We start from the raw sequence: 15,719 nt of genomic DNA, 5'->3' as shown, positions 1-15,719 counted from the left end.
AATACATAAAGTGGATGAATCTTTTTTACGATAAGAAGTATTGAAGGAAAGGGCGAAAGGAGATGAGTAAGAGGCGCATAGTCACTTTTTTTATTCATAATAAAATTTATTATGGCCAAAATTCCATTTAAAGTAGATAGTAGAACAATGGCAAGATATATAAAAAGCATCAATAAATCCTTACCAAAAGAAGTGGTATTTGTGGATTTTGTTCCCTTTTGTGAATTGAGCTTTTATTTAGATTGTGAAGTAGAAGAACTTAACACGATAAAGATAAAGCAGATAAAAAATCTGAAGAATATATAATAAAAGTAGTTAAAGAAAAAGAAAATGGTGTATTGTATGCAATTCAAAAGAAAAAACTGAATAGAGTCTTTTTGCTTTTTTTTAAGAAAAGCCATGTTGAATTAAGAAAAAGAGGGTAATATAATTCTTGGATATTTTTCACCATTTGTAATACAGTTAAAAGATCATATTTAATTTTATCTTGTTTTCCATAGATTCATATTTTATACATGTGGATAATTTCGTATTAAATATAGAGAAGGATTGTTATCAGATGTATGTATGTTGGGAGAAGAATTATAGAAAAATATTGATAGAACATGCGAAAATATTATATCATTCCAAAATTATTTGGAATATGTACATAATATGTAATAATGTTATTTTTGGTATTTTATGGTTTATCGGGAAATCCAGCCTGGTAAGTGCTATTTATGAATCACCCAACAGTAAAAATCCCCATAATATATGGCCAATTTCTGTAGGGCCAATTTATGAATTGCTCCTACAATATAAATATATTTGGATGGAATTAGGTCTTTGGATTTTGATATTGCTTGAGATTCTTCCTATGTCGTAGTTGTATATCCATTCCTGTAATTTTTTTCCCTTTTTCCTTTAATCTTCTCATATTTCTGCCTTCCTAAAAAAGTAAGTTCAGCTTCCATCATCTTTGTCAGAAATTTCCCTATAGGGTCCGTAATATCTCTTTTTATCAACTTGAAAATATTCTCAGGAACTAAAACTAAGTCCTTGATAAAATCTTTAATTTCAGGCAAACTAACCTTGCATTCTAATATAGACATAGGGCATATTTTTTTTGGTTATTTTTTCCTTTCACCTCACCCTAAAGGATGATGCCAATTTTTTCTATAAAAAATTTACACAAATTTTTTAACACAACCGGACTTTTTGGGGACATTCCTAATAGCATAAAAACTTTATATCTACAGTGAGAATCAGAGAAGAATAGTTCAACGAATATGAAACACTCAAAATTTGCTGTTAATAGGAGTCTGTTCTGGCAGAAAGCAGGGAATGAGTTTTATTTGCCTGGCACCTTTTTAGCAAAGCCAAATCTTGGAGTTCACCTTGACTAACCATACAACTTATGTCACTTTTTTGTCCAATAACAACTTATTTTTTATATCAGAATTAATAAAAATTATTGGGAGTGGCAATGTGTAAAAAACACTTACTTTTTTTTATTATCCTTGTACAGCTTGGGTGTGTTGCGCCAAGGTCTCTCAAGAAAACGTCAACTTTTGAAAAGAAATTGATTCAGGTAAACAAGGCTATTATTGCCAAAGATTATGTAGGCGCATACCTTGTGTTAAGTGAGTTAGAAAATACAACTAAATTTAAAGGCAGTTCAAATTTCAAATCCTCAATTCTGTTTAATAAAGCCTATTGTTTGATGGTACAAAAAAAATATAATGATGCAATAAAGGTCTTAAATAAAGCTATTTCAATTTACCCCAAAAATATCAAAAATTATATATTAAGGGCTTTTGTCTTTAAATTAATTGGTAAAATAGACAAGTCGATTTTGGACCTAAAACAAGTCGAACAAATTGCACCAAACAACTCAATAATAAAATACAACCTTGGATGTCTTTATATTGACAAAGGCGATTATGATTCTGCTGTTAAAAAATTAAATGCTGCTGTAAAAATCCAGCCTGATTTAAAAGATGGATTTATAAATTTAGCTTATGCTTTATTCCATCTTGGTAAATATAATGATGCAATTTCAAATTTGAAAAAAGCCGTGTTACTGGATAATAAAGATGCAGATATTTATCTCAATATGGGTTTATCCTATGAAAAATTACACCAATATGATAATGCAATATCTAGTTATTCTGAGGCTATTAAAATTAATCCACAGTATATAAGTGGTTATATTAATAGAGGAGTTTTATTTTTATCCTTAGGAAAAAATAGTTTGGCATGTAATGACTTTAAAAAGGCATGTGAGTTAGGAATATGTGAAGAATATAAAAAATTAAAAGAGATAATGGTTTGTGAATAATTAACTTAAAATGAATACCAAAAAATTTAACTTATTATTTTATTTTCTTATTGTAAATATCATACTTTTTTTTGTCATTTTTACAATAAATAATTATATTTCGTATAAATTGAGATTAAATTCCACTAAATTAGAAATCATCAATTCCAATGTAAGAAATAAATTTAAAGTAAATTTTCTAAAACAAAATAATATTGATTTAAATACTATTTTGAAAAGAAATCCATTTAAAGTAATAGAATCTATCAATGATAACAATAGAAATATTGAATCCCAGATAGAAGAAATTCCCATAGCTGATATAAAGGATTTTGAATTAAGGGGTATAATATGGTCTGAATTAAAAAAAGATAGGATTGCGGTTATTTATGATAAAAAACTAAAATTAGAAGGTATTTACAGCATTGGAGATAAACTTAGTGATGCAATAATAAAAGATATAATGAAGGATCAGATTATAGTTAATTTAAATAATAAGGACAAAAGAATTTTACTCTCAGACTTTACGGAGTTGGAAAATGAAATAGATTCTTCAAAAGAATTAAATTATATAGTATCAAGGCATCTATTAAGGTCGAAATTATCTAATATGTCATATTTACTTCGTTTTATTAGGGTGGTGCCATATTCATTATCAGGAATTAAAGGACTTAAGGTTGTGTCAATTAGAGATAGATTTATAAAAAATGGGTTAGGGTTAAAAAAGGGAGATATAATCCTATCAATTAATGGAAAACAGGTGCTAAATATGGATGATGTTATGCAGTTCTATTCCAAAATTCAAGATATTGATCATGTGGATCTTGAAATTTTAAGAAATGGTCAAAAACAAGTATTATCTTATTCAATAAAATAGGATAAGTATTATGGTAAAGAAAACATGTAAAAAATTAATTCTCAGTATTGTATTAGTTTTTTTGTTTTTCCTTAATGTTACATTTGCTTCTTCAGATGTAAAGATAAGTATAAATTTTAGGGAGGTGCAATTAAAGAATTTTATCGAGTATATTGGAAAAGTTACAAACAAAAATTTTGTGTTAGATCCCAATGTTGGCTCAAAGAAAATTTCCATTATTTGCCCAAGACCTATGAGTTTAGATGAAGTTTATAAGGTTTTTGAATCAGTACTGCAGGTCTATGGATTTGCTACTATTCCTGGAAAATATGTAATTAAAATCGTTCCTACTGCACATGCACGGAGGCAATATAATCCTGTTGAAACTGGCAAAATAAATAGGAGAGACAAATTTGTTACCCGGGTCATTCCTTTAAAATATGCCCCTGCTGCGGAAGTGAGACGAACCATAGTCAATATGGTCTCCAGAGAAGGACTGGCTGTTACATATAAGCCAACTAATATACTGATAGTTTGCGACTTTGAGTCCAATGTGCATAAGATTCTACAAATTGTAAAAAGTGTGGACGTGCCAAAGGGAGAGGTAGTAATTAGGACCATTAAGCTAAAACATACTCCCAGCAAAGATATAGCAGAGATTCTTACTAAATTATTTTCATCTTTAATGCGTGTTGAAAACAAAAAAGGAAATATAGCTTCGTTTCTTGCAATACCTTATGATAGACTAAACAGTGTGGTTGTGGTTGCTCCAGCTAATATAATTGCCAAAGTGGAAGGTCTAATAGTAAAATTAGACAAACCAGCTTCAGAAGGAACTGGCAATATCCACGTGGTTAAATTAAAAAATGCAAGTGCAATAGACCTTGCAAAGGTGCTTGTGCAACTTGCTGGCACAAAGGTATCTGGTAAAGATAAGGTTTCCAAACAGATAATATCCAGAGAAATTAAAGTGGTTGCAGATCAGGCAACTAATTCCCTGATAATAACATCAACCCCTGAGGAGTTTAAGACCTTATCAAAGATAATAGAAAAATTGGATATTCCGAGAAAACAGGTTTTTATAGAAGCCATGATAATAGAGGTTAGCGGTGAAAATAGTTTTAATTTTGGAATAAACTGGCAGGCAATGGGAAAAATTGGCTCAAAAGGACATGAAAGTTTCCTTATGGGAAATATACATGGAGGCATTGGCACTACCTTTGACGAAGTAAAACAGACTATAACAAATGTCTCAACCCTTGCTCCTTTCACTTTTGGGATAATATCTTTTCCCTTTACCTATGATGCAAATAACGATGGGGTAATCTCCTCTGATGAGAGATTTTACAATGCAGGGTCCCTAATCCATGCAGCTTCAACTAAAAATCAGGTAAATATTATATCTCGCCCCCAATTAACAGTGATGGAAAACGAAGAAGCAAGTGTTATTGTTGCAGAAAATAGACCTTTCCAGACCAAAATAGAAACAACTGATACCCAGGACTACGCCAATTTTGAGTATAAAGACGTCGGAATCACTTTGAAAGTTACCCCACAAATAAATGATTCTGGATTTGTTAAAATGAAAATTTACCAAGAAGTTAGTAGAGTTGATGAAACACTAACTACATCTTCAACATTTAGTTTAAGACCCATAACTAAAAAAAGGGCAGCGGAAACCACTGTTGAGGTAAAAAATGGTGCTACAGTTGTTATTGCAGGATTAATAGAAGAACAGAATAATAGCAATAACACAAAGGTACCCCTTCTTGGGGATATACCAATCATTGGATATCTCTTTAAAAATATAGACAAAAAAAAATCAAAAAAAAATTTAATGATATTTATAACACCTCATATAGTAGAGACAGACGAAAAATTTAAAAAACTCAGTTACGAAAAGATGAAAAATATAAATAGTGTAAAATACAATGTAAATGGCAAAGTAGAACCAATAAAAAAAGATTTTAAAATTTATCCTCCCGAACTATTACCACTAAAATAGGATAGTTAAAAAAGGATCTATTTAAACCATGCTAGTTGAAAATTTTCCCATTGAAATTTTATACAAAAAGAAAATTTTAAAGACAAAACAAGATCTTGATTTAAATAATTTAAAGAAAATAATATCACAGGTAAATTTATTATACAAAGGGGAGGATATTTCAGAACAAGAATATCTTAAAATAATGTCGTTTTTGTTAGATATTGAATATACTGAAAAAATTTATGCTAAAGACAAAGCAAAAAATATTACTAAAAAGATCCCAATTCACTACTTAAAGAAATATCCTATTTTTTTAATAGATGATAATTCATGTATAAAAGTATATATAAATGATCCTTTTAACTTTGAACCATTAAACGACATTTCAGCACTCTTCAACAAATCGGTTATTCCAATATTGTGTACTTCAAAAGAAATTTTAGACTCTATAAATTACGTCTATGGAGAGGTGGAACAGGATCTTGAAAATACTTTAGAGAACATTGTTCAAGAAGATCCTGTTGATATATTAAGAGAGCTTGAAGACATATCCGATCTATTAGAAGATCACGATCAAGCACCCATTGTTAAATTGGTAAATCAAATACTCACCCAGGCAGTTAGATTTGGCGCAAGTGATGTGCACTTTGAACCTTTCAAGACCTACACCAGTGTAAGATACAGATTAGATGGAGTCCTCTATAATCAACTTAAATTATCCCCCAAATTACATCCATTGGTGATTTCAAGAATAAAGGTAATGGCAAAATTAAATATTGCAGAAAAAAGACTTCCCCAGGATGGAAGAATAGAGATAAAGGTAGGAGACAGGAGCTTAGATTTAAGGGTCTCCACTATGCCTACAGCTTTTGGAGAAAGGGTGGTCTTAAGGTTACTAGAAAAGGGCAAACGATTGCTAAAACTTGATGAGATAGGATTAAATGAAGAATTACTTGACCAGATTAAAGACTTAATAACTATTACTCATGGAATAATCTTAGTAACAGGCCCAACAGGTAGTGGAAAGACCACAACCCTTTATGCGGCTTTACAAGAGATAAATACCCCTGATAAGAATATTTTAACAATAGAGGATCCCATAGAATACCAGATAAATGGAATCAGCCAGACCCAAGTAAATCCTAAAATTGGGCTAACATTTGCCAAAGGCCTCAGAACCATGGTGAGGCAGGATCCTGATGTGATTTTAGTTGGTGAGATAAGGGATAGCGAAACTGCCAAGATAGCTATACAAGCTGCCTTAACAGGCCACCTTGTGCTTTCAACCTTACACACAAATGATGCGCCCTCTGCTATAACAAGACTTGTTGATATGGGCATTGAACCATTTTTGGTCTCATCAGCAGTGCGTGCAATTATTGCTCAAAGACTTATTAGAACCTTATGCGAAAATTGCAAGGAAGAATATACCCCTTCCCTTCAGGAATTAAAACAAATTGGTGCTAATACACAAAAGGATATTAAATTATACAGACCAGGTGGATGTGATAAATGTATAAATACTGGATTTAAAGGAAGAACTGGGGTGTTTGAACTATTGAACGTAACAAAACAAATACAATCCCTTTTGCTTACCACCTATGACAGTAATATAATTTCACAAAAGGCCAGGGAAATTGGGATGAAGACCTTAAAAGAGTATGCAATAGAAAATTTACTCCTTAAAGGAAAAACATCTTTAGATGAAGTCATTAGGATAAGTAGGATTTAATCTATGCCTTTATTTGAATACAAAGCTATAGACAAAAAGGGGAAGGTCAAAAAAGGAATAATAAGTGGTTCTAACCTAAAGGCTGCCAGGGACAATATCAAGGCACAAGGCCTATACCCAACAGAAATTTTTACTACAAATGAAAAAGACCACACAGAGGAGGCAACAAAATTCATTTCCCTTAATGGACTTTTAGCTAGAAAAGGTGGAATGGAGTTTGTGGACTGTATGAGGCACCTAGCGACCCTTATTTCGTCAGGGCTTCCTCTGGATTTGTCGCTAAAATCCACTATTTCTCAGATTAAAAACAGATATTTAAAAAGATCAATGATGCAGATTCTAGAAGATATCAAAGGAGGTATGTCTTTTGCCAAAGCAGCTTCTAATTTTTCAAAATTTTTTCCAACATCTGTTGTTGCTATGATAGAGGCTGGAGAGTCATCTGGATCTCTAGATATAGTATTAGAGGAAATCGCAAATTTACTGGAAAACTCAGCTGATTTTAAGAGAAAAATAATTACAGCTATTGTGTATCCCATGTTTATATTAATTGTTGGGATTATAGTTGTCATATTTTTACTTGGCTTTGTTGTACCAAAAATAACAATGATCTTTGGAGAGTTAAATCAAGTTTTACCTTTACCAACAAGAATATTATTATGCATAAGTTCTTTTTTTAGATCTTTTTGGATAATATTAATATTTTTACCAATTTTTACAATATTTTTATTTAGATACTTATATACTCAGACGGAACTTAAGCCTAAAATAGATAAATATTTATTCTCTTTATGGATTATTGGAGATATATACAAAAAAATAATATTATCAAGATTTTCAAATATACTTGGAATGTTACTTAAAAATGGACTTCCCTTGATTAGTTCATTACATATAGTTAAAGGTGTTTCTCAAAATACCATTTACCAAAATTCAATTGAAAAGATAATAAAAGATGTGAGCCAAGGTAAAAATTTAAAAGATGCCATGGAAAATACTATGTTATTTCCAGCATATATTATACAGATGGTTAGTGCTGGTGAAGAATCTGGAAAACTTGATGAACTTTTACTTAAAATTGGAGATAGATTAGAAAAAGAGATATCCTCAAAATTGAGTATTGCAACTTCATTACTTGAGCCAATGCTCATATTAATATTAGGAGGAGTTGTGGGATTTGTGGTAATTTCTATCTTACTTCCTATATTTGAGATGAGTAAATTAGTTAAATAAATATTAAGTTATTAAAAAAAACAGAGGTTTAGGAGGGATTATTATGAGTACTTCACAAAAGGGATTTACATTAATAGAAATAATGATTGTTATTGTGATTTTAGGAATACTTGCTGGTTTAGTTGTACCTAGAATAATGAATGAACCAGATAAAGCCAGGGTGGTTAAGGCCAAACTACAAATACAGAACTTGTCCATGGCACTGAAAAAATTTAAAATGGATAATGGATTTTATCCGTCCACAGAGCAAGGATTGGAAGCGCTTGTAAAAAAGCCTGTAATTGGACGGATTCCCAAAAATTTTCCACCGAAGGGATATTTGTCAAAGGTTCCCAAAGATCCTTGGGGAAATAATTACATCTACATATGCCCTGGAGAACACGCTGACTTTGAAATAATTTCATACGGCGCAGATGGAAAAGAAGGTGGAGAGGGCTTTGATGCAGATATCAAAAGTTATGAATTGGAATAGATTTGGCTTCACCCTAATTGAACTCATGGTGGTAATTCTCACTATCTCCCTGTTTCTAGGATTTGGTATTCCAAAGGTATTAGAATCTTTTGCTGAGTCAGATTTATCAAAAACTACAAGAAATATATCTCTTTTTATCGAACAAACAAGGAGTAATTGTATTCTCCATAAAAGGAGCTCATATCTACTTTTTGATTTATCCAAAAAAATGATCTCTACACCAGATTTAGATAATCGAGAAAGAGAGATACAGCTGAAGTTACCTAAAAATATTAAAATTCAAATTGAGTACCAAGACAAAATTTATTCATTTGAACCAATTAAAATTGAAGTATCTAATTTTGGATATTTAAATCCCATTATTATTCATTTAAAAAAAAGAGAACATAACCAAATAACTATATATGTTAATCCATTTTTATTAAAAAATAATATAATATTTAATGATTAATATGCGTGGCTTTACCTTAATAGAACTTATAGTATCGATGGCATTAATAGCTATTAGTGTATTAGCTATTTTTGAATCTTTAAATAGTATCAGTGATACTATACTTCAAAATAAAGATTTAAATTATTTGATTCATTTTACTGAATCTAAATTCAATAAATTTAATTCAATAAAAACAAATGTATATTCTTTTTCAGGAGATGTAACAGGAATGGACTATATGTGGACTTATATTGAAGATGATCTTGGATTCTACAATATAATTCGTCAATCTATCGTTATCCAGAATAAAAACAATGATTTTAAAATACTAGAACTATATGAATACAATACAAATAAATAGATATGCTGGATTTACATTGATAGAACTATTAGTGTCTCTTGCAATCTGTTCAATATTATTAGTTGGACTTTATATTTCATTTATTAATATACTTGACTTTTCAGAAAATGTAGATACAGAGACCATATTAATTAATATGGATAATATGCTAACCATTTTACTTGATAGAGATATTTCATCTATTTATATAGATACAAAGGAAATAGAGAGATTTAAATTAGAAGGAAAAAATCAAATTTTTGATGATGCTAACATTCTTACATTTTATACATCTAACTCATTGATCAATAAACCTGACGCCTTTTTTATAAATAAAGTAGAATATCATTTAAAAAAGAATGAAGAAAAGGATGATTACTCCCTCTATAGAATAGAAATACCTTTTGGAAATCTAGACTTAGAAGATAAAAGGATATTTAAGATAAAGGTAGCTGATTATATTAAAAATATGAATATATTTTTTTTTGACAAAAACGGATTTCAACATGATTTTTGGGATATAGATGATATGAAATCAATGCCTGTGGCAATATTAATAGAATTTTCATTTGAATTAAAGGGTAAGACTCATAGATTAAAACATCTGTTTTCTATAAAATATAATGAAAAACAATAAGGGTATTGTTTTAATATCTGTATTGGTAATTATATTTATTCTAATTATTGTATTGTATCAAATCACAAAAATAGCCAATATAGAGATAAATACAACACAAATTTTGAAAAATTTTTTTATTGCAAAACACAGGGCCATCTCTGGTCTTTATATTGCAGAAGTTATTTTAACACGGGAAAAGGAAAAAAACAAATTAGTTTGTGATACACTATTAAGCACCTGGAACAATTTAAATACCCTTCAGGGATATTTACCAGATGATATAAATTCAGAATATCTGGATTTAAAAATTCAAGATGAAACATCTAAAATTCCCATAAACTATCTTGTGGATAAAAAAAAGGGAGAAATATACGTAAAGGTAGTTAAAAACTTACTGGTTAATGAACTTGATATATCTGAAAATCGGGCTGATAATATAATTAGGGAAATAAAAAATTGGATAAATCCCAAAAAATACCCATTAAAAGAAACTGAAGTTATAAACCCATATTACAAAGACAGAGAATATAAATCAAAGAATGGGACCTTTGAAACCTTAGGCGAGATGCTACTTTTGCCATCTGTTGACGAGAAAATATATTATGGAGAAAAAGAGAAAATCGGCTTGAAAGACTTATTTACTGTGTATTCAGATGAGGGCTTGATTAATATCAATACATGTTCTAGACCAATTGCTATGTCATTGATTTTAAATGAAGTAGATCAGGAGAAAAAAAATAAGTATGTGGATGAGATATTAATAAAAAGAAACAATCCTTTTTATAGAGAAATTTTATGTGATGTAAAATGGATAAAAAAAAATATGTCAGAGTATAAAGATATTGAAATTCCCTATAATATTTTGACCACTACAAGTAATTATTTTAAAGTAGTTTCTACAGGAATGTCCGGCTCATACAATTGTACAATAATAAGATTTGTAAAAAGGAAAAATAAAAAGCTAAAAACTTTATATCAAATAGAATATTAGAATGAAAAAGATTGTATTAAATTACATTAAATCTGATGATAATGTGGTTTCATTTTTCATTGAACAAGATAAAAAGTCAATTAAAGTTATAGAGAAAAAAAAGTTATTAATTGATGATATTATAGATGAAATCCCTTTTAAATCGAAGCAAAATAACCACAGAATAGATGAATTTATAGTTGTTTTTTCCAGCAATTATTTTATGATGAGAAAACTCACTTTTCCTTTTAAGGGAATAGAAAATATAAAGCAGGCCATTTCTTTGGAGATGGGATCTGAGCTTCCCATAAAAGAAAACAATTTTATATACGATTTTCTTTTTTTAATGAAATCAAAAAACAATTTCAAAGTATTGGGTATTGCATGCAAAAAAACAATAATTGAACCACTATATAAAAAATTGTCATCTACAATTCCAAATTCATTTTATGTCTGCACATTGGATATTCAGTGTATAATAAGCTTTTTAAATTCTGTTTATTTAAACAATGTTATTTTTATCTACGAAGATGGAGATTTTTTAAATCTTATTGTAAAGAACAACAAAACTTTTGATTATAAAAAGGTTTATGCAAATTTAAAGAGTATATCTAGCACAAACAAAAAATTTGCAAAAATAGAATATATTTTGGAAACAGAGTTCAACCAAATTCAAAACCACGAGTTAATTAATTTAATTATCATTCCATCAAATAATATAAACTCAGACTTAATCTCGAAAATAAAGTCAAAAAAGCAATTCAAGGTCATAGATCCTCTTAAATTAATGGCTTTTGATATACACTTTGAAAATAACATATCCTTTGAAACAGACAAAGACATTATTCCTTTACTTGGTTTATGTTTAAAAAAGCAGAAAGACAAAATAGCAGATTTTAGTAAAAAAGGATATGTATCTTTAAGAGAAGTCCTATATGATAGGAAGTTTTTACCTTACCTTTTTTCAATAGTTTTTGTTCTAATATTTGTATTAATTCATTTAACCACACAAATTTATTTATTAAAGAAGTATGATAATGAAATTACAGAAAAAATAGAAAGGGTCTTTAATAAAACTTTTCCCAAAATCCAAAGAAAACTGACCATTGAACAATATTTAAGCATATTTAGGGGAAAAATAAAAGATATAGAAAGTACATCAAATGAAAATAAAAATAAATTAGACCCATTAATAGTTTTAAAGGATATCTCACGTAGTATGCCGGATGATTTAAATTTAGTTATAGAAGAATTTTCCATGAATGAAAATAGAGTCATTTTAAAAGGCAAAGCCAATTCCCTAGATATAATAACAGAATTTAGGAAGAATATATCTAAAGGAACAACATATAAATTTTCTTTAAAACAGGCAAATTGGGATAAAGACAAAAAAAATATTCATTTTATAATGGAGATTTCTTAAAATTATGAATTTAAACTTGATTTCTAAACAAGATCTATTAAAAGTACAATTACTCATTTGTATTGGTATAGTTTTTTTATTTATTCTTTTTATATATCTTCCTTTACATAAAAAAATTATTAAATTAGAACAGCAAACAAATCTTCGTCACAATCAATTAAAAAAAATTTTGTCTTTAGAACAAACCTATAAATCCCTTCTTACTACTGAAATGGGATCCAAATTTGGTATCCATACATCTGATAGCATTGTTAGTGATGTGCAAGATATATTAAAACAAATTGGAATAGAAAAAAATCTGATATCAATAATCCCATCAAATAGAAAATTAGACAATAATCACATAGAGCAGTATGTGGATATTAAATTAGAAGATATTGGACTTAAAGAAACCTTAAACTTTTTAAAAACAATCAAAAAATTGAAACATATATTTATACAAAGGTTAAATATTAGACGAAAAAAAGGTGAAGTAAACACAATAACAATGCGTATCCTTTTAAAAACACAAAAAATATCTTAAAAATTATGAAAAAATTTGCATTAATATGTTTAACCATTTTTTATTTTTTTGCTTTTAGTTTTTTTATTTTTTTATACACTTTTCCATATAATTCTTTAACTTTTTATTTAAATTCAGTTTTAAAGGAAAAAACATCTGGTAAAATTGAAATAAAATCTGTAAGTTATCATTTTCCAGTTAATTTTAATATAAATATTAAAATTCATCTAAACCAGAGATATCTCAATATAGATGATAATTTTCTTATAACTTTAAGTCCAGGATTGTTTAAAATCACTACTTTATTTATAGATGTATACCATAGAGATAAAAAAATAATTTATGCAAATACTGTTTTTAACCGTATAATTAAAAAACCTGTAATTCAAAAAATTGATATATATATTAATGATTTTGACATTTATTCTATATCCATCTATAATAATATTTCTTTAAAGGGAAAGATTAATGGATTAATTAAAATCAATAAAAACAATTTAAATTATATGACTAAAACATCTATTAAAGGTCTAAAGATATTAGTAAATGCATATGGCTTTAAAAGGCTGATTCCGATAAATATTGATGATATAGAAACAAATGTGTTTAAAACAAAGGTTAATATAAAAGGTTTTAAGATTACATCCCCTTATTTTAAAATAGATGGTAGGGGTTCTATTTTTCTAAAGAAAAATATTATGGATTCAATAATTTCAATTAAAGGTAAAATAAACTTAAATCTTACAAATATAAAAAAGGACTTAATTTCATTTCCATTTAACAATAAATCTTCTATGAAGTATTCCGTTTTTGGAAGTATTGGATCAATTAAATATAAAATTTATAATTAGTTTATTAGTTAACTTAACTTTTTAAAAATGTTAAAAGAAATTGTGGAAATCTCAATTCCTCTCTTTCTCATCATGGATCCTTTTGCCAATTCAACTGCCTGTCTCGCAATTTTAAAAGATCATCCCCCATGTGTACAACAAAAAATAATTTTTAGGGAGATGTTAATTGCACTATTTCTAATGATTATTTTTCAATTTTTTGGATCATTTTTTTTGAACTTACTATCTATAGATAAATCCACTTTGAGAATAGCCGGTGGAATAATCTTATTTATTATTTCTATAAAACTAATATTTCCTGAAGAGACCACCCCTTTGTCTCAATATGAAAAAGACCCATTTATTGTGCCCATTGCCACCCCTTTTGTTGCAGGTCCATCTTTACTTGCTGCAATTATGCTGTATGCAAAAAAGACCCCTTCACAATTAAAACTTTTTCTGTCAATATTCCTTGCGTGGTTGACATGTCTTATCATTATGATTAGTTTTACAAGATTAAAAAATTTTTTAAAAGACAGAGGTACAAGGGCAATAGAAAGATTGATGGGGCTTATATTAGTCTTACTTGCTGTTCAAATGCTAGAACAAGGGATAAGATATTTTTTGGAGACAATAAAATGAAAAACTGTTTATCTAAAATAATCACCGTGTTATGTTTTCTTTGTTTTTTATTTATTTCTAGTAAATCTTTTTGCTACCTTTCTCCAGAAGAAGTTTTAGTAGTTGCTAATATGAATGCAAGGCGAAGTGTATCCCTTGCAGTGTATTATATAAATAAAAGACACATTCCAAAGGATAACTTTTTAAAGATTTGGTGCACTGATTCAGAAAGGATCTCAAGAGAAGATTATAATAAAAAAATAAAAATTCCTATTCAAAAATTTTTAAAAGAACATCCCAGGAACAAAATAAGATGTCTTTTACTCATACATGGAATTCCTTTAAAGGTTCAAGGAATACCTCCAAGTCTTGAACAACAAACAGAATTAAAAAATTTAAAGATAAAACTTTCTCTTTTACAAGAACAGCTAAAATCAGAAAAAGATATAGCACAAAAGAAGTCTTTACAAAACAAAATTAAAAAATTGAAAAATAAATTGATGCAGTTAAATTTAAACTTAAACACCTCTGCCTCAGTAGATTCTGAGTTGTCTTTAGTTAAGGTAAAAGATTATCCCTTAGCCTTCTGGATTCCAAATCCATTTTTTTTACTTAATCAAAAATCCAAATTAAAATATAAAAAAAAGGATGTTTTACTTGTGGCAAGGCTAGATGGACCTGATCCAGAAATTGTGAAAAGAATAATTGATGATTCCATATATGCTGAAAAAAATGGGCTTAAGGGAGTTGCATATTTTGATGCAAGATGGAAAGAGCCAAAAAACAAAAACAAATTGGGGGGATATGCATTTTATGACTACTCATTACACCTTGCTGCCAAAGAAATTAGGAAGTCAAAATTATTAAAAGTAGTTCTTGAAGACACTAAAAGACTCTTTAAAAAAAATGAATGTAAAAATGCAGCGCTATATTGTGGGTGGTATAGTCTGGGACATTACATAGATTCATTTACATGGGTCAAAGGTGCAATTGGGTATCACATGGCAAGTGTGGAATGCGAAACACTGAAAAATAAAAATTCCAATATATGGTGTGTCAAAATGTTGCAAAAAGGGGTGGCAGCCACTGTTGGACCAGTTGGTGAACCGTATATTCAGGCATTTCCCCTTCCCCACATCTTTTTTTGGGCACTTACTGATGGCTATTTCTCTTTAGTAGAAAGTTACTATTTATCTCTGCCTTATATTTCCTGGAAGATGGTCTTGGTTGGTGATCCTCTGTATTTACCTTTTAAAGTTCGGAATAAAAATATAAAAAATTTAAACAATATGAATTAATCAGCAAATTAACTTGTAATATTTTTCATAGCATTACCATGTCTAACAGTATCTTCTCCGCAGCTTTATAATTTTGAAAAAAGTTGAGGCGCCATCAAAGAAGA

At 28.8% G+C, this 15,719-nt stretch carries 16 protein-coding genes and 1 pseudogene; all 17 read left to right on the top strand.

From position 1 onward, the window contains the following. Window positions 1-111 precede the first annotated feature (111 nt). Window positions 112-306 (top strand): hypothetical protein, encoded by a 195-nt coding sequence (locus tag ACYQ1E_RS04880; RefSeq protein ID WP_459875965.1) that lies wholly within the window; start codon window positions 112-114, stop codon window positions 304-306. A 1,159-nt stretch (window positions 307-1,465) separates the two neighbouring features. Further along, window positions 1,466-2,320 carry a tetratricopeptide repeat protein gene (locus ACYQ1E_RS04875; protein WP_459875962.1) on the top strand — a complete coding sequence of 285 codons (855 nt, stop codon included), beginning with the start codon at window positions 1,466-1,468 and terminating at the stop codon, window positions 2,318-2,320. A gap of 10 nt (window positions 2,321-2,330) precedes the next feature. Beyond that, window positions 2,331-3,176 (top strand): PDZ domain-containing protein, encoded by an 846-nt coding sequence (locus ACYQ1E_RS04870; RefSeq protein WP_459875959.1) that lies wholly within the window; start codon window positions 2,331-2,333, stop codon window positions 3,174-3,176. 10 nt (window positions 3,177-3,186) lie between these two features. Continuing rightward, a complete protein-coding gene (gspD, locus tag ACYQ1E_RS04865; protein ID WP_459875956.1) occupies window positions 3,187-5,160 on the top strand; it encodes a type II secretion system secretin GspD in 1,974 nt (657 codons plus the stop codon). Window positions 5,161-5,188: 28 nt separating this feature from the next. Further along, on the top strand, window positions 5,189-6,874 hold the full coding sequence (gene gspE / locus ACYQ1E_RS04860) for a type II secretion system ATPase GspE (protein ID WP_459875953.1): 1,686 nt from the start codon (window positions 5,189-5,191) through the stop codon (window positions 6,872-6,874). A 3-nt stretch (window positions 6,875-6,877) separates the two neighbouring features. After that, complete coding sequence (locus ACYQ1E_RS04855) at window positions 6,878-8,107, top strand: type II secretion system F family protein (RefSeq protein ID WP_459875950.1); 1,230 nt, start codon at window positions 6,878-6,880, stop codon at window positions 8,105-8,107. Between the two features lie 43 nt (window positions 8,108-8,150). After that, window positions 8,151-8,579 carry a type II secretion system major pseudopilin GspG gene (gene gspG, locus ACYQ1E_RS04850; protein WP_459875948.1) on the top strand — a complete coding sequence of 143 codons (429 nt, stop codon included), beginning with the start codon at window positions 8,151-8,153 and terminating at the stop codon, window positions 8,577-8,579. Beyond that, complete coding sequence (locus tag ACYQ1E_RS04845; protein ID WP_459875945.1) at window positions 8,548-9,030, top strand: pilus assembly FimT family protein; 483 nt, start codon at window positions 8,548-8,550, stop codon at window positions 9,028-9,030. The genes gspG and ACYQ1E_RS04845 overlap by 32 nt, the downstream gene beginning before the upstream one ends. Further along, window positions 9,023-9,094: pseudogene (locus ACYQ1E_RS04840) on the top strand (prepilin-type N-terminal cleavage/methylation domain-containing protein); the annotation flags it as partial. The gene ACYQ1E_RS04845 and the pseudogene ACYQ1E_RS04840, both read left to right, overlap by 8 nt. A 147-nt stretch (window positions 9,095-9,241) precedes the next feature. Continuing rightward, window positions 9,242-9,373 carry a hypothetical protein gene (locus ACYQ1E_RS04835; protein WP_459878513.1) on the top strand — a complete coding sequence of 44 codons (132 nt, stop codon included), beginning with the start codon at window positions 9,242-9,244 and terminating at the stop codon, window positions 9,371-9,373. After that, window positions 9,351-9,989: a prepilin-type N-terminal cleavage/methylation domain-containing protein gene (locus ACYQ1E_RS04830; RefSeq protein WP_459875942.1), complete on the top strand. Its 639-nt coding sequence runs from the start codon at window positions 9,351-9,353 to the stop codon at window positions 9,987-9,989. Before ACYQ1E_RS04835 ends, ACYQ1E_RS04830 begins: the two co-directional genes overlap by 23 nt. Then, window positions 9,976-10,962: a type II secretion system minor pseudopilin gene (locus ACYQ1E_RS04825; RefSeq protein WP_459875939.1), complete on the top strand. Its 987-nt coding sequence runs from the start codon at window positions 9,976-9,978 to the stop codon at window positions 10,960-10,962. The genes ACYQ1E_RS04830 and ACYQ1E_RS04825 overlap by 14 nt, the downstream gene beginning before the upstream one ends. Before the next feature lies 1 nt (window position 10,963). Next, window positions 10,964-12,364 carry a hypothetical protein gene (locus ACYQ1E_RS04820; RefSeq protein WP_459875936.1) on the top strand — a complete coding sequence of 467 codons (1,401 nt, stop codon included), beginning with the start codon at window positions 10,964-10,966 and terminating at the stop codon, window positions 12,362-12,364. 4 nt (window positions 12,365-12,368) lie between these two features. Next, complete coding sequence (locus tag ACYQ1E_RS04815) at window positions 12,369-12,887, top strand: hypothetical protein (protein ID WP_459875933.1); 519 nt, start codon at window positions 12,369-12,371, stop codon at window positions 12,885-12,887. 5 nt (window positions 12,888-12,892) lie between these two features. After that, on the top strand, window positions 12,893-13,717 hold the full coding sequence (locus ACYQ1E_RS04810) for a hypothetical protein (RefSeq protein WP_459875930.1): 825 nt from the start codon (window positions 12,893-12,895) through the stop codon (window positions 13,715-13,717). Window positions 13,718-13,744: 27 nt separating this feature from the next. Further along, window positions 13,745-14,338 carry a MarC family protein gene (locus ACYQ1E_RS04805; RefSeq protein WP_459875927.1) on the top strand — a complete coding sequence of 198 codons (594 nt, stop codon included), beginning with the start codon at window positions 13,745-13,747 and terminating at the stop codon, window positions 14,336-14,338. Continuing rightward, window positions 14,335-15,615: a TIGR03790 family protein gene (locus ACYQ1E_RS04800; RefSeq protein ID WP_459875924.1), complete on the top strand. Its 1,281-nt coding sequence runs from the start codon at window positions 14,335-14,337 to the stop codon at window positions 15,613-15,615. Before ACYQ1E_RS04805 ends, ACYQ1E_RS04800 begins: the two co-directional genes overlap by 4 nt. The last annotated feature ends 104 nt before the right edge of the window (window positions 15,616-15,719 follow it).

The sequence above is a fragment of the Desulfothermus naphthae genome, assembly GCF_054657475.1.
The sequence above is the reverse complement of the archived record's forward strand: the minus strand, read 5'-3'. Positions and strand labels throughout refer to the sequence as shown.